We start from the raw sequence: 25,799 nt of genomic DNA, 5'->3' as shown, positions 1-25,799 counted from the left end.
CTTACTTGATGACGATGCCGTAATTAACCAATACGTCATTAATGATCATGAACAACTCGCCGTTCGTTAGCTGACCTGCGTCCTTAATTCCGTTAACCGTATTGCGGCTAATCCAGTAATGATCGGTCATTTCCTTAAGCGCGGCGTCCGGCTCTACGTTAATTCCCATCATTTTTGCCATTAGATAAGCCGTCTGTTCCAGCGTTAGAGGGGCAGGCGGTTTTTCTATGGTCAGCAAGCCATCGATGTTTGTATTGAACTTCAATGGGTACATTAGTTGTAGCCTGCGAACGCTGTTAAGCAATAACGCAGGATTGGCGGCAGTATCCAGCTTCCATGCGTCGTTCTTGTAACCGCCCGCAGTCAGGGAAAGGCTGGTAGCCATAAGTAATCCGACATAATCGGGATGCTTGGCGTAATCGGGCTTCGCAAAAGGTCTCATCGCCAGATCCATGCCTTGCTTCGTCAGACGGCTACGCAATTCGGCAATGGCCGGTCTGGACGCCGATAGTTGACGGAACGTCAGGTTGCGCTCCTTAGCTAGCTTCGCCGCGACGCCTGCGGCCTGGCCAGTGGCCATGCCCAGGGGAATGACGCGCGCGCTTCCGTGCGGCAACGAATCGAAGCTAGCGGATCTGCCGACGACGAGCAACCCGTCGATAACCTTCGGAACCAAAGTTCGGAAAGGTACGCCGTATTGTTCAGGCAGCATCATGATCGCGCCGCCCGAAGTTGCGCTGAGCGATTGAATATCGACTTCATACGAACCGTAAGCTATTGCGTCCCAGTAGTCGCGATTGTCCATAAGATCGGACATGCGCAGCCGATACTCGCCGATAATATGTCTGGTTTCCCGGACATAGAGCTCGGGAGCGACACCGGCGTATTTCAAGCTTTTGAACGGCGGGAACTTTTTCTTCAAATAATCGACGATCAGCGGCGCTTCCTTCGCGCCTAGTTGCATACCTTCTTGCAAGGAAGCGGGATCGAGCGGATTAATGCCGTAAATTTGCATCGAATTGATTAGGATGGTGTTGTCGTCTTGGCGGCCGATATTGAGCCCGCGCATCTTTATGCGGGTCGGGTCGGAAGACGGATAGTCTTTGGCTTCGGAATATCCCCAAATGCTGCGAGCATCGGAGCCTCCGCCTGGACCAACACGCTGTTTCATTTCTTGCCATACTTTGTCCGTAACGCCGCTAAGCTTGAACACGAGCGTAACGGCCATGCGCGCGTCCGGCTCTCCGATGTCTTGACGTCCCATCGTATAGGGCGCGCCTGCCGCGGCGGCAATATCCGCATCCTGCGTAGCATCGATAACCGATCCTGCTTGTATGTCTAACGAAGATTGATCTGCTTTAACGATATGTATGCCAACGATTGCTTGATTGCTTATGATCGGATCTACGCTTTTCACATTCATGAGTACGTCGATGTTCGGCTCGTCCTGCACGAGCTTCTGGAACGCGCTTGCCGCGCGTTTGACGTCGAAGGAAGTGCCTTCGATCAATTGATACCATTCTTGAAAAATGCCTTTGTTCAAGTAAGGAGCAGGGTACTTGGAGGAAATGAGCGGCGATTTGTTCAAATCGAGCGAATTGAGCCAACCGAGCGTCATTAAGCCGCCGAGAATGCTTCGTTGCCCGCGAGGCTCGACCAGAAGCACTTTGAGACCGTTACGTGCTGCGGAAACCGCGGCGGTAACCCCTTCCGGATCGGTGCCGACTACGATTACGTCGTAATAGCTTTTGGGTGCAAGTACGGAAGTGATCGGAGCGAACGGTTTAAGCGCTACTTTGTAAGTAGCGGCGGATAGATGGGGTAAACCGAACGTGGTCATGAATAAAGGTACGATTAGGAAGGCCCAAATATAGGGTGCAAGACGGTGGCGGCGCTTTCGGCGATGTAGAAGCATTAGATGTCTTTTTCCCCCTAGCATTTCTTGTGAATAGCACACAAATGGTACCTAAATTCTATCGTTCTGTAAAGAGATTTATAGGATGTCCCAGACTTAAAATTCATGTAAAAAAGCGCCGTCGCCATTGTTTGCATGTCGAATTATGAAGGGCCGCGTGTTATTCTGTTAAAGAAGTACGCTATCTTCGTTGGAAGAATAAGAGAAAGAGAGAATGAATATGAAATCGAAGCTTCGCCCGAATATGCGATATGCCTTGAAATATGCGCGGACCTTGCTCGTTCTTGCGCTTGCGATATTCCTGCTAATACCGCAACCGTTCGCAGCCTCTTATAATGTAAAGATCCAATCACAGCCGCTCGTAACGACGCTCTCTCCGGCCGCAACGTATGACGTTATCGTCGTTGGCACCGATCCCGAAGGAGTAATGGCCGCCGTATCGGCTGCCCGTAATGGACTGAAGGTGCTGCTTGTTGAGCCGCGGCCGCGCAAAGTACTGGGTGGCTTGATGACGATCGGTTGGCTGAACTCGTTGGACTTGAATAAATCGCCGACCATTAACGCTAAGTTTCCGGAGAAAAACTTGAACGGCGGCTTGTTCCAAGAGTGGTACAAAATGATTCAGGGTACCTCCTTTGACGTGAACCGAGCGGCGAGGGCGTTCCAGAAGATGGTGCAGGACGAAAAGAATATCGATCTCGTTATGAACGCTAAGCAAGTTACTCCGTTGCTGGAAGGTTCCAAAGTGAGCGGGATGCGTCTTACGAGGGATAACGGCAAGGAGCAGACGATTCGGGCCGGAGCGATTATCGACGCGACCCAAGACGCCGACATCGCCGCTGCCGCGGGTGCTCCTTATACGCTGTTGCGAGAAGATCTCGGGGAGTCTCCGGACGTTCGAGTGGCGGTAACGCTCGTCTTCAAGATTAGCGGGGTTACCGACCAAGTGTGGCAGGAAATGAAGCAGCATGTCGGCCCAGGCGGGGGCTCCGATGCGCGAAGCATATGGGGATACGGAGATGCCAGGGCGTATAAGTCCAGCGATCCGGACCGCGTGAGAATCCGTAGCTTAAACATCGGGCGTCAGGACGACAATACGATTCTGCTGAATACGATGCAGATCTACGGCATCGACCCGCTCGATCCGGCTTCGCTCGAGGAAGGTATCAAGATCGGCACGAAAGAAGCTCCCCTGATCGTCGATTATTTGAAGAAAAAATATAAGCCGTTCCGGAATGTGCAATATGCGGGCGTAGCGCCCGAGCTGTATGTGCGGGAGTCTAGGCACATCATCGGGGAGTATCGGTTGACGATAGCCGACCTGCTGGAGAACCGCGATTTCTCCGACGCGATCGCCTACGGCTCTTATGAGGTCGATATTCAAGGATCCAGCACGGCTGGAAAACCCGGTTCGGTCATGACCGGTTCGATCATGATGAATCCGTTGCAATACGGCGTGCCGTTCCGCGCGCTAGTGCCGCAGAAGATCGACGGCTTGCTAGTCGTCGGACGCTCGGCAAGCTTCGATACGCTTCCGCACGGCAGCGCGCGCGTCATACCGCTCGGCATGGCGACCGGCGAAGCGGCGGGCGCCGCCGTGAAGCTCGCGAAGGACAAGCACAAGTCGCTGCGCGAGCTGTCTCGCTCGAAGGCCGACATGTCGGAGCTTCGCAAGCGTCTGACCCAGCAAGGAATGGACCTTAAGATGAGGGATTTAAAGGCTCAGGCGTACACCAAGCATAAAGATTATCCGGGCTTGCTAGTGGCGGCCGACCTGTTCGCCGCGGTTGGCGGCTACAAGAACGAGGATTGGGGACTCGACGAGATCTCTAGTCCGAAGCGCTTCGTCAACGTTTATCGCAAAATGCAAAAGAAATATCCGGCATTGCAATCGAAGTCGGACGCGGGCAGCTACTTGAAGACCGAGGATCCCGCGTTGAAATGGGACGACGTCGCGTATTTGATTACGCAGGCAGCCGGACAATCCGTCGCTCGCGAGCAAGCATCCGCCTGGCTTGTCGATCAAGGATGGATCAACGAGCAGACGATTAAAAGCTTCGGAAACAGAAATCAGCTCACTAACGGCGACTCCTACATGGTCGTTCGCGACCTCGTGGAGAACGTCACCGGAGTGAAGGTTCAGTAACATAACCGACCGCTTGTGGCCGTTAGGCTATCAAGCGGTTTTTGCCTTACCTATCGGTCATCTGCCAACGGTAAAATGGGTTGACGAGTGCAACAAGGCATGATAATATTACGTCTAACATTCTTTATTTTGGCAGTATGGTAACTTGTTATCGCTTTACAGCGGTAAAGCAAATATGAACGGGTTTAGAAACGAGGGTGCGTATAGTGGCAAAACCAAAAGTATTCGAGAAACCGACGGGCGTTAAAGATTATTTGCCTCATGCCGTCGCGAAGCTGCGCCGGATCGAGCGAGACGTGCTCGCCTGCATGCAACGCTGGGGCTATGAGCAGATCATGACGCCTACGATCGAATATTACGATACGGTCGGCGTAGCGAGCACTACGTCGGACCAGAAGCTATTTAAGCTTCTTAATCAACGGGGGACGACGATCGTGCTTCGATCCGACCTGACGGCTCCGATCGCACGCGTCGTCGGATCTTTGCTTAAGGAGAAGCCATTTCCGCTGCGACTCAGTAATCACGGTAACGTGTTCCGGGCGTTCGAGGAGAAAGGCGGCCTAGAGGCGGAGTTTTTCCAGACCGGCGCCGAGCTCGTAGGAGACGCTTCTCCGGAGGCGGACGCGGAAGTGATCGCTCTTGCGATCGCGTCATTGCAGGCGGCGGGCGTGCCCTCCTTCAAGATCGCGATCGGCCATGTCGGCTTCTTGAACGGCTTGTTCGAGGAGACGTTGCCGGGCCGCGCAAGCGAGCAAGAAGCGCTCAAAGAGTGCTTGCTGCAGCGAGACCACGTCGGCTATCGGGACATTCTGAAGAAGCTATCGCTGGACGATAGCTTGCGTCAGGAGCTCGAAGGCGTACTGCGGCTACGCGGCGGCCAGGAAGTATGCGATCAAGCGCAGCTGCTGAGCGGCAACGCGAGCGCCAAGGACGCGCTTAATCATCTGTGCGCGATTTGGGACGTCCTTACGGCTTACGGCGTGCAAGAGAACGTGCTGATCGATCTGACGATGATCGGCGATTTCTCTTACTATACGGGCATGACGTTCGAAGGCTACGCCTCGCAATTGGGATTCCCGGTGTGCAGCGGCGGTCGCTACGACAATCTGTTGGCGCAGTTCGGACGTCCGGCTCCCGCGACCGGCTTCGCGCTTAAGACGACCCGGATCATGGAAGTCGTCGAAGACGTCGCGGAGGAAGCAAAGCGGACACTGATCGTCTATGCTCCTTCCCATCGTGCGGAAGCGCTCGCGGAGGCAACGAAGCGTCGGGCAGCAGGTCATATCGTAGTGACGGAATCGGACGTAGAAGGTTGGAAGAACGAGCGGTTAAGTACGGCGGCGTTCCAATCGAGCGGATTCGAATACAGGGGCACGACGTTCCACGAAGCGGTAGAGCTGTGGGATCGGAAGGAGGGCCAGGCGTAATGGCTGCGGATATTCTGAAAGTCGCAATGCCCAAGGGGCGTATCTATAAGCAAGCGAGCAAGCTGTTCCGGGAAGCAGGTCTTCCGATTCCCGAGGACTTCGACGATTCCCGCAAGCTGATCATTCCGGTGCCGGAAGCGAACATGGAATTCATCATGGCGAAGCCGGTGGACGTACCGACGTACGTCGAATACGGCGTGGCGGATATCGGCATCGTCGGCAAGGACGTGCTGATGGAGGAAAACAAGGACGTCTACGAGCTGCTTGACCTGGGCATCGCCAAGTGCCGGATGTCGGTCATCGGGTTGCCGGATTGGAAGCCTGTCATCCATCCGCGCGTCGCGACGAAATATTCGAACATCGCGTCTCAATATTATCGCGAGCAGGGCGAGCAAGTGGAAGTGATCAAGCTGAACGGCTCGATCGAGCTTGCGCCGCTTATCGGCCTTGCGGATCGTATCGTCGACATGGTAGAGACGGGCACGACGCTTAGAGAGAACGGTCTAGTGGAGATGGAGACGCTGTTCCAAGTGACGAGCCGATTAATCGCGAACCGCGTAAGCTACCGTCTGAAAAATACGGCGATTCAAGCGTTATGCGATCGTCTAGGTACGGTTATCCCGGTCGGAGTGTAAACGCGAATGCGAAAAGGTTAAGTTCAGCGGATTGGAGGGGTTGTGCATGTATATAGGTAAAGCGGAAGGCTTCAAGCTGGATCGCAAAGTGGAATACGGGTCGCCGGAGCAGAACGCGGCCGTTAAGGAGATCGTCGAGGCGATCGCCCGCGAAGGCGACGAAGCGCTGCTGCGGTACACGGCGGCATTCGATAAAGTATCGCTGACGCCGGACCAGCTTCGCGTAACGGACGAAGAAATCCAAGGCGCCTATGCGCGGGTCGAGCCGGAATTTCTCGAGGCGCTTAGGCAAGCCGCGGCGAACATTACGGCGTTCCACGAGAAGCAGAAGCGCGGGACGTGGGTAGACCTTCAGCCGGACGGCACGATGCTCGGCATGATACACCGGCCGCTTCGCCGGGTCGGATTGTACGTTCCGGGCGGCAAGGCGGCGTATCCGTCGTCGGTGCTCATGAACGTGCTGCCGGCTAAGGTCGCGGGCGTACCGGAGATCGCGCTCGTTACGCCGCCGGCGACGGGCGGGCGCGAAGGCATCGACCCGTACATCCTGGTGGCGGCCGCTGAAGCGGGCGTAACGGAGATGTACCGGGTCGGCGGCGCCCAAGCGGTGGCCGCGCTGGCTTACGGGACGGCGAGCATTCCCGCCGTCGATAAAATATGCGGGCCCGGCAACATCTACGTGGCGCTGGCGAAACGCGCCGTGTTCGGCGCGGTCGACATCGACAGCATCGCGGGCCCGAGCGAAATTGTCGTGTTAGCCGACGCAGGCGCGGATCCGCGATACATAGCCGCGGATATGCTGTCGCAAGCGGAGCACGACGAGATGGCGTCGGCGGTGCTGGTGACGCCGTCGCAAAGGCTTGCCGACGCGGTAGCGGCGGAGCTGGAGCTGCAGGTAGCGACGCTGCCGCGCGTAGACATCGCGCGCAAGTCGCTGGAGATGCACGGCGCGATTCTCGTCGTGGACAGCCTGGACGAAGGCGTGGCGGTCGTGAACAAGCTGGCGCCGGAGCATTTGGAAGTGATGACGGAAGAGCCGATGGAGCTGCTCGGCCGCATCGAGACGGCGGGCGCGATTTTCCTCGGGCCGTACAGCTCCGAGCCGGTCGGCGATTACTTCGCCGGACCGAACCACATTTTGCCGACGAACGGCACGGCTAGATTCTCCTCGCCGCTGAACGTCGACGACTTCATGAAGAAATCGAGCCTTATCCGATATAGCAAGGAAGCGCTACTCAGAGACGCTGCCGGCATCGCCACGCTATCCCGCCATGAAGGGCTGGAGGGACATGCGCGCGCCGTCGAAATCCGATTGGAAGGACGGGAATCCAAATGAGCGAATTAGAAGTTAAGCAAGGCCGTAATGGCGCACTATCCCGCCGCACGAACGAGACCGATATTACGTTGTCGCTAGGCGTGGACGGCACGGGGAACGTAGAGCTCGAGACGGACGTTCCGTTCTTGAACCACATGTTGGACCTATTCGCCAAGCACGGACAATTCGACCTTAAAGTCGACGCGAAAGGCGACGTCGACATCGACGACCACCACACGGTAGAAGACATCGGCATCTGCCTCGGCCAAGCGTTGCGCGAAGCGCTCGGCGATAAAGCAGGCATCAAGCGCTATGCTAGCGTATTCGTTCCGATGGACGAAGCGTTGGCGCAAGTCATCATCGACGTGAGCAATCGTCCGCACTTCGAGCTTCGCGGGGAATTCCCGTCGACGAACGTAGGCAGCTTCACGGTGGAGCTCGTGCACGAGTTCCTATGGAAGTTCGCCCTCGAGGCGCGCGTAACGCTGCACGTTATCGTCCACTACGGACGCAATACGCACCACATGGTCGAAGCGGTATTCAAGGCGTTCGGCCGCGCGCTCGACGAAGCGACGTCGATCGACCCACGCGTGAAGGGCGTGCCCTCCACGAAAGGAGTGCTGTAAGTGATCGCCATTATCGACTACGGTATGGGCAACCTGCACAGCGTAAGCAAAGCCGTCGAACGGCTCGGCTGCGAAGCGGTCGTCACGGCGGATCCGGCGCGAATTATGGCGGCGGACGGAGCCATCCTCCCGGGAGTCGGCGCGTTCGGCGACGCGATGGCGAACTTGCGGGAGACGGGACTGGATGCCGTAGTCAAGCAATATGCAGCTACGGGCAAGCCGTTGCTCGGCATCTGCCTGGGTATGCAGCTTTTGTTCACCGAGAGCGAGGAGCATGGGGTTCATCAAGGCTTGAACCTGCTTCCCGGCCGCGTCGTGCGGTTCCAAGGAAGCTACAAGGTCCCGCATATGGGCTGGAACGAATTGACGTTCAAGCAAGCTAGCCCGTTATTCGATGGCGTAGAGCCGGGTCACGTCTACTTCGTGCACTCGTATCATGCGCTACCGGAGCGGTCCGAAGACTTGCTTGCGGTAACGGACTATCATCAGCCGGTAACGGCGATCGTCGGACGCGGTTCGCTGTTCGGGATGCAATTTCATCCCGAGAAAAGCAGCGCGCTAGGCATGCGGTTGCTGGAGAAGTTCGTCGGTCTCGCGGACCCGACGCGAAAGGGTTGAGCTAACGTTGCGTTTTAGACCGTGTATCGATATTCACCAAGGCAAAGTTAAGCAGATCGTCGGCGAGACGCTGCAAGCCGATGCCTCGAAAGTCGTGGAAAACTTCGTCTCCGAGCGGGGGGCGGACTACTATGCCTCGCTGTACAAGGAAGACGGGTTAACCGGCGGACATATTATTATGCTAGGCGCAGGCAACCGCGAAGCTGCGGTGTCGGCGCTTCGCGCGTATCCGGGCGGCCTTCAGATCGGCGGGGGCATTACGGCGGACAACGCGGCGGACTATTTACGCGAAGGCGCTTCGCACGTCATCGTGACTTCGTACGTTTTCCGTGACGGTCAACTGCATAGGGACAATTTGCGGAAAATCGTGTCGGAGGTCGGTAAGGAGAGGCTCGTGCTCGATCTTAGCTGCAAGGAACGGGACGGCAAATGGTACGTCGTAACGAACCAGTGGACGACGTTCAGCGACCTCGAAGTGAACGAGGCGAACGTCCGCGAGCTCGAAAGCTACTGCGACGAGTTCCTTATTCACGCGGTCGACGTGGAAGGGAAGCGGGAAGGCGTTCAAGAGAAGCTGGCCGAGAAGCTCGCCGAGTGGTCGACAATTCCGGCGACCTATGCGGGAGGCGCGCGCTCGATCGCGGACTTGGCGCGGTTCCGCGAGCTGACCGGGGGCAAGCTGGATATTACGATCGGCAGCGCTTTGGATATTTTCGGAGGGGCGCTTCCGTATCGGGCAGTCGTCGACTATTGCGATCCGAAGCGGTCGCTATAGATAGGAGGGACCCATTATGCTAGCCAAACGAATCATTCCATGCCTAGACGTGAAAGACGGACGCGTCGTTAAGGGCGTTAATTTCGTGAATCTGCGCGACGCCGGGGATCCGGTGGAGCTTGCGGCGATCTATGACCGCGAAGGCGCGGACGAACTCGTATTTCTCGATATCACCGCCTCCGTGGAAGGTCGCGCGGCGATAGTCGAGGTCGTCCGCCGGACGGCGGGCGAGATCACGATTCCGTTCACCGTCGCGGGGGGCATCTCCTCGGTCGAGGACATGAAGCGGTTGCTTCGCGCGGGCGCGGACAAGATAGGCATTAACACGTCGGCGGTCCGTACCCCGGACTTGATCACGGAAGGCTCGCGCATGTTCGGCGCGCAGTGCATCGTCGTGGCGATCGACGCGAAGTGGAACGCCGAGTGGGGCGACTGGGAAGTATACACGCACGGCGGACGCAACCCGACCGGCCTTCGCGCGATCGCCTGGGCGCAGGAAGCGGAGCGCCGGGGAGCCGGGGAGCTGCTGCTGACGAGCATGGACGCGGACGGCACGAAGAACGGCTTCGATCTGGCTCTCACGCGCGCCGTATCGAACGGCGTCGGCATTCCCGTCATCGCTTCTGGCGGCGCGGGCACGGCCGAGCACTTCGTCGACGTGTTCGCGGAAGCGAACGCGGACGCGGGGCTGGCGGCGAGTATTTTCCACTTTAAAGAAATCACGGTGCAAGAAGTTAAGAATACGTTGCGCGGCGAAGGAGTAAACGTACGATGACAGCGAAGTTCAAAGATAACGGGTTGTTGGAGCAAATTACCTTGAGCGAGGACGGACTAGTACCTGCCGTCGTTCAGGATGCGATTAGCAAGGAAGTACTTATGCTTGCTTATATGAACAAGGAATCGCTGCGTCTCTCGCTCGAGAGCGGGCAGACGTGGTTCTGGAGCCGCTCGCGTAACGAGCTGTGGAACAAAGGCGCGACTAGCGGCCATACGCAGCAGATCCAGTCGTTGGCTTATGATTGCGACGGCGATACGTTGCTCGTAAAGGTGCTGCAGCAAGGGCCGGCGTGCCACACCGGCGCGTATAGCTGCTTCTACCGCGAGGCGGAACCCGCCGATGCTGCCCAAACCGCAACCGCGCAAGGCGAACAATCGGACCGCTTCGGTCCGCTAAGCCGTCTGGAGACGACGATCGCCCAGCGCGACGCGGAGCGTCCGGAAGGCGCGTACACGACATACTTGTTCAACAAAGGCGTGGAGAAGATCGTCAAGAAGATAGGCGAGGAGTCCGCGGAAGTGATCATCGCCGCGATGAAACGCGACGCCGCCGAGCTTCAAGGCGAGGCTGCCGATCTTATTTTCCACCTGATGGTGTTGCTGCGCGAACAAGGCATCCCGTTCGACAATGTGCTTCAGGAGCTTGAATTCAGACATCGCAAACCGATCAAGAAGGATTAGGTGAACGAAATGACCGACGTGAAGACGAATGCGCAAGGGATGCCGATCGATTACCATACGCACAACGTTCGCTGCGGCCATGCCGTAGGCGAGCTGGAAGAGTACGTGCAAAGCGCGGTTTCTCAAGGGATGATTCAGATCGGGTTGTCCGACCATATGCCGCTCGTTAACTTGTCCCAGGAGGAGCACCCGGATATCGCCATGTCGATGGACGAGCTTCCGCGTTACGTGGAGGAATGCTTCCGACTGAAGGAGCGCTATAAAGGCACGATCGACGTGCGCGTAGGGCTCGAAGGCGATTACGTCGAAGGCTACGAGGAGCCGATCGCCGCGATCGTGCGCGCGTATCCGTGGGACTACGTGATCGGATCGGTTCATTTTCTCGGGACGTGGGACGTCACGGACTTCCGTCAAGCGCATAAGTGGGAAGGGCGCCGCGTCGTGGATGCTTACGAGCAATACTTCGATGCCATTCAGAAGGCGGCCGCGACCGGCTTGTACGACTATATCGGGCATATCGACGCGATCAAGCGGTTTGCTAGACCTCCCGAGGAAGACGTAACGGCGCTCGAAGAGGCGGCTCTGCAAGCGGTGAAGAAGCACGGACTAGCGTTCGAACTGAACGTCGCGGGCATTCATGCCCCATGCAAGGAGCAATATCCGTCCATGCGTATGTTGGAACGGGCAAGCGCGCTGGACATTCCCGTAACGTACGGCTCCGATGCCCATCATCCGGATAAAGTAGGACAAAAAGGAGCAGAAGCGAGAGCGATGCTGAAAAAAGCGGGCTACGCTCATCTAGCGACCTTCGAAGGGCGTAAGCGCACGCTGATTCCTTTTTGAATTCCGACCGTATAGCATGTATAATGAGAGTTGGTTTTGACGGATTTCGACACGCGCGTGTCGAATAATTTATTTTGGAGGGTCACATGGACAGTAGCAGCAGTAAACTTCGTATTTTTTCCGGATCATCGAATCCATTATTGGCAGGTAAGATTGCAGAGCATCTCGGATTGCCGCTAGGGAAAATCAAGCTCTCCAGATTCAAGAGCGGCGAAGTGTACGTACACTATGAGGAGTCGATCCGGAACTGCGACGTCTTCATCGTGCAATCGTTATCGCATCCGATCAATGACTATTTCGTCGAACTGCTCGTCATGATCGACGCTGCTAAGCGAGCTTCGGCCCGGACAATTAACGTAGTGCTGCCGTATTACGGCTACGCTCGCCAAGAGCGAAAGGCTGCCCCGCGCGAGCCGATCTCGGCAAAAATGGTCGCGGACGTCCTTACGACGGTAGGCGCGAGCCGGATCGTGACGATCGATCTTCACGCACCGGCGATCCAAGGCTTTTTCAATATTCCGGTCGACCACTTAACCGCTCTCGATCTCATAAGCGATTATCTAAAATCCAAAAATGTACGCAATCCGGTCGTCGTCTCGCCTGACGCGGGACGCGCATCGACGGCGGAGAAGCTGGCGAATCAGCTCGACTGCTCGTTCGCCATCATGATCAAGAAACGTCCGGCGCACAACGAGTCGGTCATCACTCACGTCATCGGCGACGTCGAAGGCTGCACGCCGATCATCATCGAAGACATGATCGACACGGGCACGACGATCGTGAACGTTGTCGAAGGCTTGAAGGAGCGCGGCGCGGAAGACGGCTTCGTCTGCGCGACTCACCCGTTGTTCTCCGGCCCCGCGCTGCAACGTCTCGATCATCCTAACATCAGGGAAGTCGTCGTTACCGACTCGATCCTGTTGCCGGAAGATCGCTCGTCGCGCTTCAAGGTCATCTCCGTTGCTCCGATGCTGGCCGACGCGACCCGCATCATTATGGAGGGCGGTTCGATCAGCACGTTGTTCAAGAACGCAGGCATTTAACCGCATATCCGCCGCTGACAGCCTCCGGGGGTCGGCGGTTTTTATTTTATGGATCGGGTGCGCTGTGTTATAATCTTGATGATCTAAGAACAACAGGAGGTGCCTTGCCGATGAGTCAGCGGAAGCGCGCGGCCAAACCCCGACGTCCCAAAGTGATCCCGATTCGACTGGACGCGACCTTTTTCTTCGAGCGTGCCGTGCAGTCGCTGGACCGGTATCATTACGACAAGGCATTGAAATATTTCCGCAGGGCGGTCGAATACGAGCCGGAAAATCCGGTCAATCACTGCAACATGGCGGGCATTCTGTCGGAAATGGGACGTTACCAGGAGTCAAACGACATTCTGCGTTCCGTAATCGACAGTATCGATCCCGCGATGACGGAGTGTTACTACTACCTTGCTAACAATTACGCGAATATGGAGCTTTACGAGGCGGCCGAAGAGGCGCTGGTCCACTATTTGGAAAACGATCTCGACGGTCAGTTTCTGGACGAAGCGGATGAGCTGCTCGATCTGCTAAAGTACGAGCTGAACCGCCCGACGAAGCTCGCAACGATCAAGTCGAAGGAAAACGTGTTCGCGCACGACAAAGCCCGCGAGCTTCTCGAAGCCGGACGCTTTGCCGACGCGGTGAAAATATTGGAAGACATTATCGTCCGCGAACCTAGCTTTCTGGCGGCGCGCAATAACCTCGGACTGGCATACTATTATATGGGGCTGTTCGAAAAGTCTGTCGTAACGATAACCGAAGTGCTGGAGTCCGAGCCCGGCAATTTGCACGCGCTCTGCAACCTGGCGATTTTTTATCAGCATTCGAATCAAGAAGGACCGCTGCGCTCGCTTATCGAGCGGCTTAACAAGACGGTGCCGTTCCATCCCGAGCATGTGTTCAAAATGGCGACGACGCTCGGCATCGTAGGCGAGCATCGGGAGGCTTACCGGCATTTCCGCCGCTTGCTGCGGACGGGAGAGCTGGCGGGAGAACCGAGCTTGCACCATTTCGCGGCGGTCGCGGCAACGAATCTGTCGCGGTACGACGAAGCGGAGAAGCATTGGAAGCATGCGGAGAAGCTGGATACGGACTCGCCGGTGCCGGCTTATTACTTGCGCAGGCTGGAAAAAGTACGCGAAGGCGAAGATAGCGCTCCGGCGCATTATCATTACCACCTTCCTTTCGAGGAACAGTTCCGTCAGTGGGAGAACAATCCCGCCCTCGTTACGGAGGCGCTTAAACGCGAGCCTTTGATTCGATCCTCTTTCTTCTGGGCGCTCCGCCACGGCGATCGGAAGACGAAGGTGCAGGTCATTCAGGCGCTCGGCTTGATCGCGGACGAAGAAGTGATCGAAGCGCTCAAAGCGTTTCTGATCGACACGGAAGAAGACGACGAGTTGAAACGAGTAGCCGTGCTCGTGCTGCGCTCCATCGGCGTGCAGGATTCGCTCGCGGTTACGTTCGGCGGACGGACGCTTACGCTGGAGGCCAGACGCAAATCGGCTAGGCTGCCGGTATGGGACAGCGCATGGCAGGGCGTGCTGGAGCATGCGCTCGCTGGGATGTCCGGTCGTTACGACGTCGTTCAGCAGCACGATATGATGACGTTATGGGTCGATTTCTTATCGCGTGTCTATCCCGAGGTTCCGAAGCTGCATAAGCGGGCGGGATGGGCGGCGGCGTTGGAATATTGGACGGCCAAGATGCATCGCCGCACGGTCACGTACGCGGATTTGGTGAACCGTTACGGCGTTTCCCAAGCGAGCATTAGCCGTTACGCGAATCGGATTGATGAAGCATGCGGCATTCGGGAGAAACTGGACTTAACGACACCGTCGTTCCATTAGAATTTTGCGAACAGCATGACTAGGAGGCACTACGGATGCATAAATGTATCGTAATCGGTACGGGACCTGCCGGCTTAACGGCAGCGATCTATTTGGCGCGCGCGAACTTGTCTCCGCTTGTTATCGAAGGACCGGAGCCGGGCGGCCAATTGACGACGACAACCGAGGTCGAGAACTTCCCGGGTTTCCCCGAAGGGATTATGGGGCCGGATTTGATGGCGAACATGCGCAAGCAAGCCGAACGGTTCGGAGCGGAATTCCGCACGGGCTGGATTAACGAAGTCGATCTTTCGCAAAAGCCGTTCACGCTGTCGCTCGAAGGCGGCGAGACGCTCAAGGCGGAGTCGCTCATTATTTCCACCGGCGCGTCCGCGAAGTACATGGGCATTCCGGGCGAACGCGATAACGTCGGCCGCGGCGTGAGTACTTGCGCGACGTGCGACGGCTTCTTCTTCCGAGGGAAGAAAATTATCGTCGTAGGCGGCGGAGACTCCGCGATGGAAGAAGCGAACTTCTTGACCCGGTTCGCGTCCGAAGTGACGCTCGTGCATCGTCGCGACGAGATGAAAGCTTCGAAGATCATGCAAGACCGGGCGCGGGAGAACAACAAAATCTTGTGGGGCCTTAACAAAACCCCGATCGAGGTTATCGCGGGGGATACTGGCGTAACCGGCCTGAAGGTTCGGAACAACGCGACCGGCGAAGAAGAGATCATCGATACGCAAGGGTTGTTCGTGGCTATCGGACATACGCCGAATACGAAATTCCTAGGCGGCCAGATCGATACGGACGAGCTCGGCTACATTAACGTGAAGCCGGGCACGACCGAGACGAACGTTCCCGGGGTGTTCGCTTGCGGCGACGTGCAGGATACGAAATACCGCCAGGCGATCACGGCTGCGGGCAGCGGGTGCATGGCGGCTCTCGATTGCGAGAAGTTCCTGGAACATTCCGCCGTTCACGATTGGAGCCAGACGCTAGGCTAACTTTATTGCTTTTGAATCGTTCATACCCCACGCGTTAACCATTATTCTCTATGAGGTGTCGACTAACATGTCACAATTGTTGTACGTAGGCGTAGATCTTGGCGGGACAGCTATCAAGGTAGGATTGTGCAATGCTTCGGGAGATTTGCTTCGCACGCACGAAGGTCCGACTGAGGCTGCCGGCGGCGCGGAAACCGTTCTGAACAATATCGCGGTATACGTGAAGGAGCTCGTGCCTCCGGGCACGTCCGAATGGGATGCCGTTGCCGGCGTCGGCATCGGCATCGCGGGCTTCCTGAACATACCGGAGGGGATCATTAATTTCTCCCCGAATTTGCCGTTCAAGAACGTGCCGGTGAAGCAGATCATGGAAGAGAAGCTTGGCAAGCCGGTCAAGATCAACAACGACGCTAACGTTGCAGCGCTCGGAGAAGCATGGGGCGGCGCCGGCAAAGGCGTTGCGAACTGCGTGTGCTATACGCTCGGTACGGGAGTCGGCGGCGGAATCATCTTGAACGATCGGCTCATCGAAGGCTCTACGGGTATGGCGGGAGAGCTCGGCCATATGTCGGTCGTTCCGGATCTGGAGGCGATCCAATGCGGCTGCGGCAAGATGGGTTGCCTAGAGACGGTATCGTCCGCGACGGGTATTATTAAAATGGCGCGCGACGCCGTAGCCCGGGGAGACCGGACTTCGTTGTCGCTTCTCGAGAATGGCGTTAACGAAGCGAAGGAAGTATTCGATGCCGCCAAAAACGGCGACGAAGTTGCTCAGCGGATCGTTAGCCGCGCGGCCTTCTATCTAGGCAAGTCGCTGGCCGCGGTAGCGGTCGTCGTGAATCCTCAACGGTTCATTCTAGGCGGCGGAGTCAGCAAAGCCGGGGAATTTCTGTTCGCGCAAATTCGCGAAGTATTCCAGAAGCTTACGCCGTCCAACGCGCAAGACGGCGTCGAGATCGTGGCCGCCGAGCTTGGGAATAACGCGGGCGTCGTAGGCGCGGCGGGATTGTTCCTACGCGCGTGATGCGGGAATTGTTGACGCTTGGCTCCGCTGCTCGCGCGGCGGGTCAAGCGTTCTGTCGTTCATAGCCACCTAAGGGAGAGGAAGCTTATGGATATGATAACGGCGCAACCGACGCTCGTTATTATTACGGGGATGTCAGGTGCGGGGAAGACGATCGCCGTTCAAAGCTTGGAGGATCTCGGGTTTTTCTGCGTAGATAATTTGCCGCCGGTGCTTATACCGAAGTTTGCGGAGCTTATCGATCAGTCGCAAGGGCGCATCGCGAAAGTGGCGCTCGTCATCGACTTGCGCGGTCGCGAGTTTTTCACCGCGCTCTCGGAATCGCTTAATTATATCCGCGAGCATTACACGATACATTACGAGATTCTGTTCCTTGATTCTACCGATAGCGTCTTGGTGCAGCGTTATAAGGAAAGCCGCCGCCGGCATCCGCTCGCACCGGAAGGCATGCCGCTCGACGGTATTCGCTTGGAGCGCAAATTGCTAGAAGATTTGAAAGGCTGGGCGACCCAGGTTATCGATACGAGCAGCCTGAAGCCGGCTGCGCTCAAGGAGAAGATCATCGGACGGTTCACGGATCTCGACCGCAACAGCATTTCGATCAACGTGACGTCGTTCGGGTTCAAATACGGCGTTCCTATCGATGCGGATCTGATCTTCGACGTACGGTTTTTGCCGAATCCGCATTATGTGGAAGCGCTGCGGCCGAAGACGGGGCAAGAGCCGGAAGTGTACGATTACGTGATGAAGTGGCCGGAGACGCAGACGTTTCTAGCAAAGCTGCTGGATATGCTGCAATATTTGATTCCGCTCTATCACAAGGAAGGCAAGAGTCAAGTCGTGATCGGTATCGGCTGTACGGGCGGCAAACATCGTTCCGTTGCGCTTGCGGAATATTTGGGGCGCAGACTAGGATCGAGCGAAACAGAGTTCGTACGAGTCAGCCATCGCGATGCAGATCGCGATCGCCAGAGTTGAGGTGGCGCGATGACTAGACATGCGAACCTTCCGCGCAAACCGCGGATTGTCGTCATCGGGGGCGGCACTGGATTGTCGGTCATGTTGCGCGGCTTAAAGCAGAAGCCGCTCGATATTACCGCGATCGTGACGGTCGCCGACGATGGCGGCAGCTCCGGCATTTTGCGGGAAGAGCTGCAGATTCCGCCACCCGGCGATATTCGTAACGTGCTGACCGCCCTAGCGGATACGGAGCCTTTGCTCGCGGAAGTACTCAAATATAGATTCAATAGCGGCACGGGGCTCGCCGGACATAGTCTGGGGAACCTGATTCTAGCCGCCATGACGGACATTACCGGAGACTTCGTGACGAGCGTGACGGAGCTTAGCCGCATCTTTGCCGTGCGGGGCCGCGTGCTTCCGGCGGCTAACCAGGCGATCGTACTGAAAGCCGAAATGGAAGACGGATCGATCGTAGTCGGCGAGTCGACCATACCGAAGTCGGGGCTGGCGATTCGCAAAGTGTTCATCGAGCCTGCCGAGGTCGAACCTTTGCCGGAGGCGGTAGAAGCGCTAGAGCAAGCGGATGCGATTCTGATCGGACCGGGGAGCCTCTATACGAGCATTATTCCGAACTTGATCGTGCCGAAGCTTGCGGAGGCTATCGTGAACTCCGACGCGGTTAAGCTGTTCGTCTGCAACGTAATGACGCAGCCGGGCGAGACCGACAACTATTCCGTCAGCGATCATTTGGTCGCGATTCATAAGCATATCGGGCATCATCTATTCGACTACGTCATCGTGAACGATGGCGAGATTCCTCCGCAAGTGCAAGACCGTTACGCTGAGAAAGGCTCGAAAGCGGTACATCTGGACTTGGAAGAGGTAACTCGCCGAGGCTACAAAGTCATTGCCGATAAGCTTGTGTTGTTCCGCACTTATTTGCGACATGATGCCGCTAGATTAAGTGATCATATCTATCATCTCGTGGAAGACTGGATGATGCGAAAGGATGAGTAAAGCATGTCATTTGCGGCGCAAACGAAAAAAGAGCTTACGATGGTCGTCGCCGATAGTTGCTGCGAGCGTGCCGAACTATCCGCGCTCATCCGGATGAACGGAACGGTGTCGTTAAACGGCAAACGCGTAGCGCTGGATATCGCTACAGAAAACGCGGCGATATCGCGCCGGATTTACACGTTGCTCAAGCGGCATTTTACCGTACCTACCGAACTGCTCGTCCGCAAGAAGATGCGGCTGAAGAAGAACAATGTGTACGTCGTTCGCATACCTGCCGGCGTTGAGGAGATTCTAAAGGAATTATCGATTACGACGGAAGGGTTCCAATTCCATCCGACTATCGAGAAGACTCTGATCAAGAAGCCGTGCTGCAAACGCGCGTACTTGCGAGGCGCCTTCTTGGCCGGAGGCTCCGTGAACAATCCGGAGGGTTCCTCGTACCACCTCGAGATCGCGTCCTTGTACGAAGATCATTGCCAGTCGCTCGTCGACTTGGCGAATAAATTCCAGCTCAACGCCAGATTCATCGAGCGGAAGAAAGGTTTCGTTCTCTATATCAAGGAAGGCGAGAAGATTATCGAATTCCTTAGCATCATCGGCGCTCACCAAGCGCTATTTAAATTCGAAGACGTCCGCATCATGAGGGACATGCGCAACTCGGTCAATCGGATCGTGAATTGCGAGACCGCCAACTTGAATAAGACGATCGGAGCCGCCGTACGGCAGATCGACAACATAAAGCTGTTGCAGAAAGAAGTCGGATTGCATAATTTGCCTGATAAATTGCGCGAAGTCGCGGAAATCCGCCTGCAGCATCCCGACATGAATTTGAAAGAAGTCGGGGATTTGCTCAAAGGCCAAGTGAGCAAGTCCGGCGTCAACCACCGATTGCGGAAATTGGATGAATGGGCTGAAAAAATCCGAAACGGCGGCGCATAAGCGTATAGCGTATTTGGTTTGTTCAATGTTATAATAGCAAAGAAACGATGCACGGGGTTCCGAAAAAGCGGGACGAACAAAGATAGGGGGTAGCCGTTCCATGACGAGACAGCCGGTGGTTGTTCGGCTAAAAACGGGGCTTCACGCCAGACCGGCGGCACTATTCGTGCAAGAAGCCAATAAATTCTCCTCTGATGTATTCGTGGAGAAGGATGACAAGAAAGTTAACGCCAAGAGCATTATGGGTATCATGAGTCTTGCGATCAGCTCGGGGACCGAGGTTGCTATCAGTGCGGAAGGTTCTGACGCAGAGCAAGCTGTAACCGCTTTAGTGCAGCTGGTAAGCAAGGAAGAGCTTGAGAATCAATAATATTACTTAGCAAAAAGCTCCCATTATGGGAGCTTTTTGCATCTTAATCCTAATATTGAACAAGGACGTAGCCGCTTCTTACATTAGCTGCGTCCTTGCTATTTGCGCACAACAAAAAACCGCCGTCCCCTAGGGGGCGGCGGTGCAGCGAGCGGTTCTCTTAAGCCTCTTGATAATCCAATTGACGTATGGATATGGCTTCTTCCAGCAACTCTATGAACTCGAGCGATAAATTCATCTTCTTGGCTTCCCGGTACACTTCCAGCAAGTGCTCATCCCGTAGCGGACGAAGCAAGGATGCTTTATCGCTTAACCGGCGTGCTGCGATCGTGTCGGTGGGTACGTGGCCGGGTTGTCGGAAATGCGTATTCGGCTCGATATGGCTGCTTACAACGTACGGATAGGACCGTTGATTCATGCAGGATCCCCCTCTTCCAGCGTTCCTAGGCGATGATAGAACTGGAGGGATATGGTATTCCCTCTTTGTGATAGCATACCATGGATCGTCCTTGTCGGAGAGGGGGCATTCAAAGATTTGAATTTGTCTTGACACAATCGCGTCGTTGTAGTATGGGTTATCCGCCGACTTTTTCGATTACTTTGTCGATGAGGCCGTATTCACGCGCCGTCTCCGCTTCCATGAAGTTATCGCGGTCGGTGTCTTTCTCGATGCGCTCGATCGGCTGACCGGTACGTTCGGAGAGAATTCCGTTAAGCTTGTCGCGCAGCTTCAAAATGCGACGAGCGCGAATTTCAATATCGCTGGCTTGGCCTTCGGCTCCGCCGAGTGGCTGATGGATCATGACTTCGCTGTTCGGCAAAGCGAAACGCTTGCCTTTGGCGCCGGCCGCGAGCAAGAACGCGCCCATCGAAGCAGCCATGCCTACGCAGATCGTGGACACGTCAGGTTTGATGAATTGCATCGTATCGTAGATGGCCATGCCGGAAGTGATGGATCCGCCGGGGCTATTAATGTAAAGGTGAATGTCTTTTTCCGGGTCTTCAGCTGCAAGGAACAGCAACTGGGCGATGATGGAGTTGGCGACTACGTCATTCACCTGCGTACCCAAAAATACGATACGATCCTTCAGCAGACGGGAATAAATATCATAGGCTCTTTCCCCGCGATTACTCTGTTCGACGACCATTGGAATGAAACTCATGTGTGACGTCCCTCCTCGTGATTGGGTTTATACATGATCATAGCGAAATCGGATGCAAAAGTCAAAGAACGTCAAAGAGGCGAAAACAAAAAACCGACCGTATGGAACGGTCGGTTATGCTGTATGCTATGGGTTGGCTTGCAAAAACGAAGATTGGCGCGCCCGTGAGGAATCGAACCTCAATCTCAGCCTTCGGAGGGCTGCGTCATATCCGTTGGACCACGGGCGCATGCTTTGATTTATAAAAGGAACCGATAGCCGCTTATGCGTGACAGCAAGAGTTATTATAGGTCATACAGGTATGAAAAGCAAGCGATTCACAATGAGTATATTTGTGCATTTCGTGGACATTGCTGTTGCAAGCGACCGCGATTTTCGATAATATAGAAGTGGGACTTAAATAGAAGTGGTGGGACAATTCGCGTCCAGCGAATCTGAATCGCATGAGTGCCGAGGATGACTGTCGGTTGCCGGGAGGAAACGCGGATACATGCGAAAAATCGTAGAAATACAAAAGAAGCTTATACCCGATATTCTTCAGACGATGGAGAAGCGGTACGACATTTTGCGGCACATCTTCGTGACGGGAACGATCGGCAGGCGAACGCTGGCTTCCAGCGTCGACTTAACGGAGCGCGTGCTGCGGTCGGAGCTTGAAGTGCTTCGTTCGCAAGGGCTTCTCGAGATCGGGACCGCCGGGATGGCGTTAAGCGATGCCGGACGGCAACTCGTCGAAGAGATGGAGCCGATCGTTAAAGAAATGTTCGGGCTATCGGATCTGGAAGAAGCGGTTCGACAAGCTTTCGGATTGAAGCGCGTGATCATAGTGCCGGGCGATTCCGACACCTCCGATCACATTAAACGCGAGATGGGGCGAGCGGGCAGCAGAGTGCTGCGCGAGAGCTTATCATCCGGCGATGTCGTCGCAGTGATGGGCGGCTCGACGATGGCTAGAATGGCTTCGCAATTCGCGGCGCCGGTCCAGCTTCGCGACAACTGGTTCGTACCCGCGCGCGGAGGGCTAGGCGAAAGCGTCGATTATCAAGCGAACACGATCGCCGCCGAACTCGCCAAACGTACGGGAGCTCGCTATAGGATGCTTCACGTACCGGATCATCTCAGCGAAGAAGCGTACCAGACGCTGATGCAAGAGCCCAACGTTCGCGAAGTCGTCGATATGATCCGCAGCGCAAGAATCGTCGTTCACGGAATCGGCGATGCGCTCACGATGGCACGCAGGCGCAAGCTGAACGACGGCACGAAGAATGAGCTGTTGAAGGACGGCGCGCTAGCGGAAGCGTTCGGTTACTACTTCGATCGCAACGGCAAAGTCGTGCATCGGATGGCGACGGCGGGCTTGCGGCTGGAAGATATCGAAGCGGCAGGCATCGTAATCGGCATCGCCGGCGGACGAAGCAAAGGCGAAGCGATCGCTTCGGTTATGAGGTTCGGTCACGACGACGTGCTGGTGACGGACGAAGCGGGCGCCGAAGAAGCGCTTAAGCACATTTGACGGTTGCAACCTTTTACAATGAAAGTGTAGAAATGTTGTCTCGGCGCCTCACGCGCTTGACATAGATCAAATTAAAGAATGGCTATTACAAGGAGGAAACCAAAATGGTAAAAATCGGTATTAATGGTTTTGGTCGTATCGGTCGTAACGTGTTCCGCGCTTCCCTGAACAACCCTAACGTTGAAGTCGTAGCAATCAACGACTTGACTGACGTAAGCACGCTGGCTCACCTGCTCAAGTATGACACTACGCATGGTCGTCTGGACGGAACCGTTGAAGTGGGCGAAGGCGCTCTTATCGTCAACGGCAAAACGATCAAAGTGTTCGCAGAGCGCGATCCTGGCAACCTCCCTTGGTCTTCCGTAGGCGCTGAAATCGTCGTTGAATCGACGGGTATTTTCACGGCTAAAGAAAAAGCCGAGCTTCACCTTAAAGGCGGCGCTAAAAAAGTCATCATCTCTGCTCCTGCAACGAACGAAGACATCACGATCGTACTTGGCGTTAACGAAGACAAATACGATGCTTCCGCTCACACGATCATCTCCAACGCATCTTGCACGACGAACTGCCTCGCGCCGTTCGCTAAAGTTATCAACGACCAATTCGGCATCGTAAAAGGCATGATGACGACGATCCATTCCTATACGAACGATCAAAGCGTTCTTGACCTTCCGCACAAAGATCTGCGCCGCGCTCGCGCTGCCGCTGAGAACATCATCCCTTCTTCGACGGGCGCTGCGAAAGCTGTTTCCCTCGTATTGCCTGAACTGAAAGGCAAGCTGAACGGTATGGCATTCCGCGTTCCTACGCCTAACGTATCCGTAACGGATCTCGTTGCTGAGCTGAAAGTTAGCGTAACGGTTGACGAAGTGAACGCAGCGTTGAAAGCTGCTGCTGACGGACCGCTTAAAGGCATCTTGAACTACTCCGACGAGCCGCTCGTATCGAGCGACTACAATAGCGATCCTGCTTCCTCCACGATCGACGCGCTGTCCACGATGGTCGTTGAAGGCAACATGGTTAAAGTCGTTTCCTGGTACGACAACGAGTGGGGCTACTCCAACCGTGTCGTTGACTTGGCTGCATTCATCGCTAGCAAAGGCCTGTAATTAAGCCATACGCAACCCCTCGGTCCCCCTCATGCAGGGGGATTTCGAGGGTGTTGCCCCCTGGACACCCTTGATGGGTGTCCTGCTTCATGGATAGGCATATAGAGCTGACCGAGGAGGAATCGTACTTGAATAAGAAAAGCGTAAGAGATGTTGAGGTAGCAGGCAAAAAGGTACTGGTGCGCGTTGATTTTAACGTGCCGCTTGAAAATGGTGCTATTACGGACGACACGCGGATTCGCGAGACGCTCCCAACGATTCGCTACTTGATCGAGAACGGCGCGAAAGTCATTTTGGCGAGCCACCTTGGCCGTCCGAAGGGCGAAGCGGTCGATAGCCTGCGCTTGACGCCTGTTGCGGCTCGTTTGTCCGAGTTGCTCGGCAAGCCGGTTGCTAAAGCCGACGAAGTCGTAGGCGCAGCGGTTAAAGCGCAAGCGGACGCGCTTCAAGCCGGCGACGTGTTGCTGCTCGAGAACGTACGTTTCGAGGCAGGCGAAGAGAGCAACGATCCGGCGCTTGCCAAAGCGTTGGCCGAGCTTGCCGACCTGTACGTGAACGACGCGTTCGGCGCGGCACACCGCGCTCACGCTTCGACCGAAGGCGTAGCGCATTTCCTCCCGGCCGTATCCGGCTTGCTGATGGAGAAAGAACTCGACGTACTCGGCAAGGCGCTTCATAATCCAGAGCGTCCTTTCACCGCGATCGTCGGCGGCTCCAAAGTTAAAGACAAGATCGATGTCATCAACAAAATGATCGAAATCGCCGACAACATCTTGATCGGCGGCGGTCTGTCCTATACGTTCTTCAAAGCGCAAGGCCACGAAATCGGCCTGTCGCTGTGCGATAACTCCAAGCTTGACCTCGTGCTTGAATTCATGGAGAAAGCGAAGAAGCTCGGCAAAAACTTCCTTTTGCCTGTCGATATCGTCATCTCGGAAGATTTCAAAGCAGCAGTCAACGCTAGAGTCGTCGGCATCGACGGCATTCCTGCTAACATGGAAGGCGTCGATATCGGACCGAAAACTCGCGAAATCTATGCGGACGTTATTAAAAACTCCAAGCTGGTCGTATGGAACGGACCGATGGGCGTATTCGAGGTCGAAGATCTTTCCCACGGTACCCGTGCGGTCGCACAAGCTTGCGCGACGACCGATGCTTATACGGTCATCGGCGGCGGAGATTCCGCTGCAGCGGCAGAGAAATTCAAGCTAGCCGATAAAATGGATCATATTTCGACGGGCGGCGGCGCATCGCTGGAGTTCATGGAAGGCAAAGCTCTTCCAGGCGTAGTCGCGCTGAACGACAAATAGGAGTTGGATACGATGAGAACACCGATTATTGCGGGCAACTGGAAAATGTTCAAAACCGTTTCCGAAGCGACTTCCTTCGTCGCCGAAGTGAAAGGCAAAGCGGAAGTAGCTGGCGTGGAGAGTGTAATTTGCGCTCCGTTCACGGCACTGCCAGCGCTTGCCTTGGCGGTTAAAGGCACGAGCATCAAGATCGGCGCGCAAAACCTGCATTTCGAAGATAACGGAGCCTACACGGGCGAGATCAGCGGCGTAATGCTGAAAGATCTCGGCGTGGATTACGTTATTATCGGACACTCGGAGCGTCGCCAATATTTCGCGGAAACGGACGAGACCGTGAACAAGAAAGTCCATGCGGCGTTCAAGCACGGTCTTACGCCGATCATCTGCGTCGGCGAGAAGCTAGAGGAGCGCGAAGCGGGACAGACGAAAGAAGTATGCCGCGTGCAGACGGAAGGCGCGCTTGTCGGCCTGTCGGCTGAACAAGTCGCTGCTTCGGTTATCGCTTACGAACCGATCTGGGCGATCGGAACGGGCAAATCTTCGACCGCGGACGACGCGAACGAAGTTACGGCTTATATCCGCGATGTAGTGTCCGGGTTGTACGGCGCTGAAGTGGCAAGCAAAGTCCGCATCCAATACGGCGGCAGCGTTAAGCCGAATACGGTAGCGGAATACATGAGCAAGTCCGACATCGACGGCGCCCTAGTGGGCGGCGCGAGCCTTGAGCCGGCGTCCTACGTGGCGCTAGTCGAAGGGGCGAAGTAAG

Annotated in this window: 25 protein-coding genes and 1 tRNA gene; 22 read left to right on the top strand and 4 right to left on the bottom strand. The window is 55.8% G+C overall.

Annotated elements, in window-relative coordinates; translation table 11 throughout:
• Position 1 precedes the first annotated feature (1 nt).
• Entirely contained in the window at positions 2-1,915 is a 1,914-nt protein-coding gene (locus ACFPQ4_RS15040; protein WP_378112688.1) for an FAD-dependent oxidoreductase, read from the bottom strand.
• 214 nt (positions 1,916-2,129) lie between these two features.
• Between ACFPQ4_RS15040 and ACFPQ4_RS15035 the strand changes: the two genes are divergently transcribed.
• The 18 genes from ACFPQ4_RS15035 to ACFPQ4_RS14950 all read left to right on the top strand — a co-directional run bounded on the left by ACFPQ4_RS15035 (position 2,130) and on the right by ACFPQ4_RS14950 (position 19,938).
• Entirely contained in the window at positions 2,130-4,061 is a 1,932-nt protein-coding gene (locus ACFPQ4_RS15035) for an FAD-dependent oxidoreductase (protein ID WP_378112687.1), read from the top strand.
• A gap of 206 nt (positions 4,062-4,267) precedes the next feature.
• Positions 4,268-5,488: an ATP phosphoribosyltransferase regulatory subunit gene (locus ACFPQ4_RS15030; RefSeq protein ID WP_378112686.1), complete on the top strand. Its 1,221-nt coding sequence runs from the start codon at positions 4,268-4,270 to the stop codon at positions 5,486-5,488.
• Positions 5,488-6,123: an ATP phosphoribosyltransferase gene (hisG, locus tag ACFPQ4_RS15025; RefSeq protein WP_378112685.1), complete on the top strand. Its 636-nt coding sequence runs from the start codon at positions 5,488-5,490 to the stop codon at positions 6,121-6,123. Before ACFPQ4_RS15030 ends, hisG begins: the two co-directional genes overlap by 1 nt.
• Positions 6,124-6,169: 46 nt before the next feature.
• Complete coding sequence (gene hisD / locus ACFPQ4_RS15020; RefSeq protein WP_378112684.1) at positions 6,170-7,459, top strand: histidinol dehydrogenase; 1,290 nt, start codon at positions 6,170-6,172, stop codon at positions 7,457-7,459.
• Positions 7,456-8,064: an imidazoleglycerol-phosphate dehydratase HisB gene (hisB, locus tag ACFPQ4_RS15015; RefSeq protein WP_378112683.1), complete on the top strand. Its 609-nt coding sequence runs from the start codon at positions 7,456-7,458 to the stop codon at positions 8,062-8,064. The genes hisD and hisB overlap by 4 nt, the downstream gene beginning before the upstream one ends.
• The gene (hisH, locus tag ACFPQ4_RS15010; protein WP_378112682.1) at positions 8,065-8,682 is read left to right on the top strand and encodes an imidazole glycerol phosphate synthase subunit HisH; all 618 of its coding nucleotides are present in this window, start codon (positions 8,065-8,067) and stop codon (positions 8,680-8,682) included.
• A gap of 7 nt (positions 8,683-8,689) precedes the next feature.
• Positions 8,690-9,457, top strand: a complete 768-nt coding sequence (hisA, locus tag ACFPQ4_RS15005) for a phosphoribosylformimino-5-aminoimidazole carboxamide ribotide isomerase (RefSeq protein WP_378112681.1) — start codon at positions 8,690-8,692, stop codon at positions 9,455-9,457.
• Positions 9,458-9,473: 16 nt separating this feature from the next.
• Positions 9,474-10,232: an imidazole glycerol phosphate synthase subunit HisF gene (hisF, locus tag ACFPQ4_RS15000; protein ID WP_378112680.1), complete on the top strand. Its 759-nt coding sequence runs from the start codon at positions 9,474-9,476 to the stop codon at positions 10,230-10,232.
• On the top strand, positions 10,229-10,915 hold the full coding sequence (gene hisIE / locus ACFPQ4_RS14995) for a bifunctional phosphoribosyl-AMP cyclohydrolase/phosphoribosyl-ATP diphosphatase HisIE (protein WP_378112679.1): 687 nt from the start codon (positions 10,229-10,231) through the stop codon (positions 10,913-10,915). The genes hisF and hisIE overlap by 4 nt, the downstream gene beginning before the upstream one ends.
• Before the next feature lie 39 nt (positions 10,916-10,954).
• Positions 10,955-11,758, top strand: coding sequence for a histidinol-phosphatase HisJ (hisJ, locus tag ACFPQ4_RS14990; RefSeq protein WP_378112700.1), 804 nt, complete (start codon positions 10,955-10,957; stop codon positions 11,756-11,758).
• Positions 11,759-11,844: 86 nt separating this feature from the next.
• Positions 11,845-12,801: a ribose-phosphate diphosphokinase gene (locus tag ACFPQ4_RS14985; protein ID WP_378112678.1), complete on the top strand. Its 957-nt coding sequence runs from the start codon at positions 11,845-11,847 to the stop codon at positions 12,799-12,801.
• Positions 12,802-12,911: 110 nt separating this feature from the next.
• A complete protein-coding gene (locus ACFPQ4_RS14980; RefSeq protein WP_378112677.1) occupies positions 12,912-14,642 on the top strand; it encodes a tetratricopeptide repeat protein in 1,731 nt (576 codons plus the stop codon).
• Positions 14,643-14,677: 35 nt separating this feature from the next.
• Entirely contained in the window at positions 14,678-15,628 is a 951-nt protein-coding gene (gene trxB, locus ACFPQ4_RS14975; protein WP_378112676.1) for a thioredoxin-disulfide reductase, read from the top strand.
• 67 nt (positions 15,629-15,695) lie between these two features.
• A complete protein-coding gene (locus ACFPQ4_RS14970; protein WP_378112675.1) occupies positions 15,696-16,652 on the top strand; it encodes an ROK family glucokinase in 957 nt (318 codons plus the stop codon).
• 87 nt (positions 16,653-16,739) lie between these two features.
• Positions 16,740-17,630, top strand: coding sequence for an RNase adapter RapZ (rapZ, locus tag ACFPQ4_RS14965; RefSeq protein ID WP_378112674.1), 891 nt, complete (start codon positions 16,740-16,742; stop codon positions 17,628-17,630).
• 9 nt (positions 17,631-17,639) lie between these two features.
• Positions 17,640-18,629, top strand: coding sequence for a gluconeogenesis factor YvcK family protein (locus ACFPQ4_RS14960; protein WP_378112673.1), 990 nt, complete (start codon positions 17,640-17,642; stop codon positions 18,627-18,629).
• A 3-nt stretch (positions 18,630-18,632) separates the two neighbouring features.
• On the top strand, positions 18,633-19,568 hold the full coding sequence (gene whiA, locus ACFPQ4_RS14955) for a DNA-binding protein WhiA (RefSeq protein ID WP_378112672.1): 936 nt from the start codon (positions 18,633-18,635) through the stop codon (positions 19,566-19,568).
• Positions 19,569-19,668: 100 nt separating this feature from the next.
• Positions 19,669-19,938 carry an HPr family phosphocarrier protein gene (locus tag ACFPQ4_RS14950; RefSeq protein ID WP_027086334.1) on the top strand — a complete coding sequence of 90 codons (270 nt, stop codon included), beginning with the start codon at positions 19,669-19,671 and terminating at the stop codon, positions 19,936-19,938.
• Positions 19,939-20,098: 160 nt separating this feature from the next.
• Here the strand turns inward: ACFPQ4_RS14950 and sda are convergent, their stop codons facing one another.
• The 3 genes from sda to ACFPQ4_RS14935 form a co-directional block, all read right to left on the bottom strand.
• Positions 20,099-20,356: a sporulation histidine kinase inhibitor Sda gene (gene sda, locus ACFPQ4_RS14945; protein WP_378112671.1), complete on the bottom strand. Its 258-nt coding sequence runs from the start codon at positions 20,354-20,356 to the stop codon at positions 20,099-20,101.
• A gap of 157 nt (positions 20,357-20,513) precedes the next feature.
• Entirely contained in the window at positions 20,514-21,101 is a 588-nt protein-coding gene (gene clpP / locus ACFPQ4_RS14940; RefSeq protein WP_378112670.1) for an ATP-dependent Clp endopeptidase proteolytic subunit ClpP, read from the bottom strand.
• 154 nt (positions 21,102-21,255) lie between these two features.
• Positions 21,256-21,330 (bottom strand) — tRNA-Arg (locus ACFPQ4_RS14935).
• A 261-nt stretch (positions 21,331-21,591) separates the two neighbouring features.
• Between ACFPQ4_RS14935 and ACFPQ4_RS14930 the strand changes: the two genes are divergently transcribed.
• The 4 genes from ACFPQ4_RS14930 to tpiA all read left to right on the top strand — a co-directional run bounded on the left by ACFPQ4_RS14930 (position 21,592) and on the right by tpiA (position 25,798).
• Positions 21,592-22,614, top strand: coding sequence for a sugar-binding transcriptional regulator (locus ACFPQ4_RS14930; protein WP_378112669.1), 1,023 nt, complete (start codon positions 21,592-21,594; stop codon positions 22,612-22,614).
• A gap of 104 nt (positions 22,615-22,718) precedes the next feature.
• Complete coding sequence (gene gap / locus ACFPQ4_RS14925; RefSeq protein ID WP_378112668.1) at positions 22,719-23,723, top strand: type I glyceraldehyde-3-phosphate dehydrogenase; 1,005 nt, start codon at positions 22,719-22,721, stop codon at positions 23,721-23,723.
• A gap of 128 nt (positions 23,724-23,851) precedes the next feature.
• Complete coding sequence (locus ACFPQ4_RS14920; protein ID WP_378112667.1) at positions 23,852-25,033, top strand: phosphoglycerate kinase; 1,182 nt, start codon at positions 23,852-23,854, stop codon at positions 25,031-25,033.
• 12 nt (positions 25,034-25,045) lie between these two features.
• Positions 25,046-25,798, top strand: a complete 753-nt coding sequence (gene tpiA / locus ACFPQ4_RS14915) for a triose-phosphate isomerase (protein WP_378112666.1) — start codon at positions 25,046-25,048, stop codon at positions 25,796-25,798.
• The last annotated feature ends 1 nt before the right edge of the window (position 25,799 follow it).

The organism is Cohnella yongneupensis (assembly GCF_042655785.1).
GTDB lineage: Bacteria > Bacillota > Bacilli > Paenibacillales > Paenibacillaceae > Cohnella > Cohnella yongneupensis.
The sequence above is the reverse complement of the archived record's forward strand: the minus strand, read 5'-3'. Positions and strand labels throughout refer to the sequence as shown.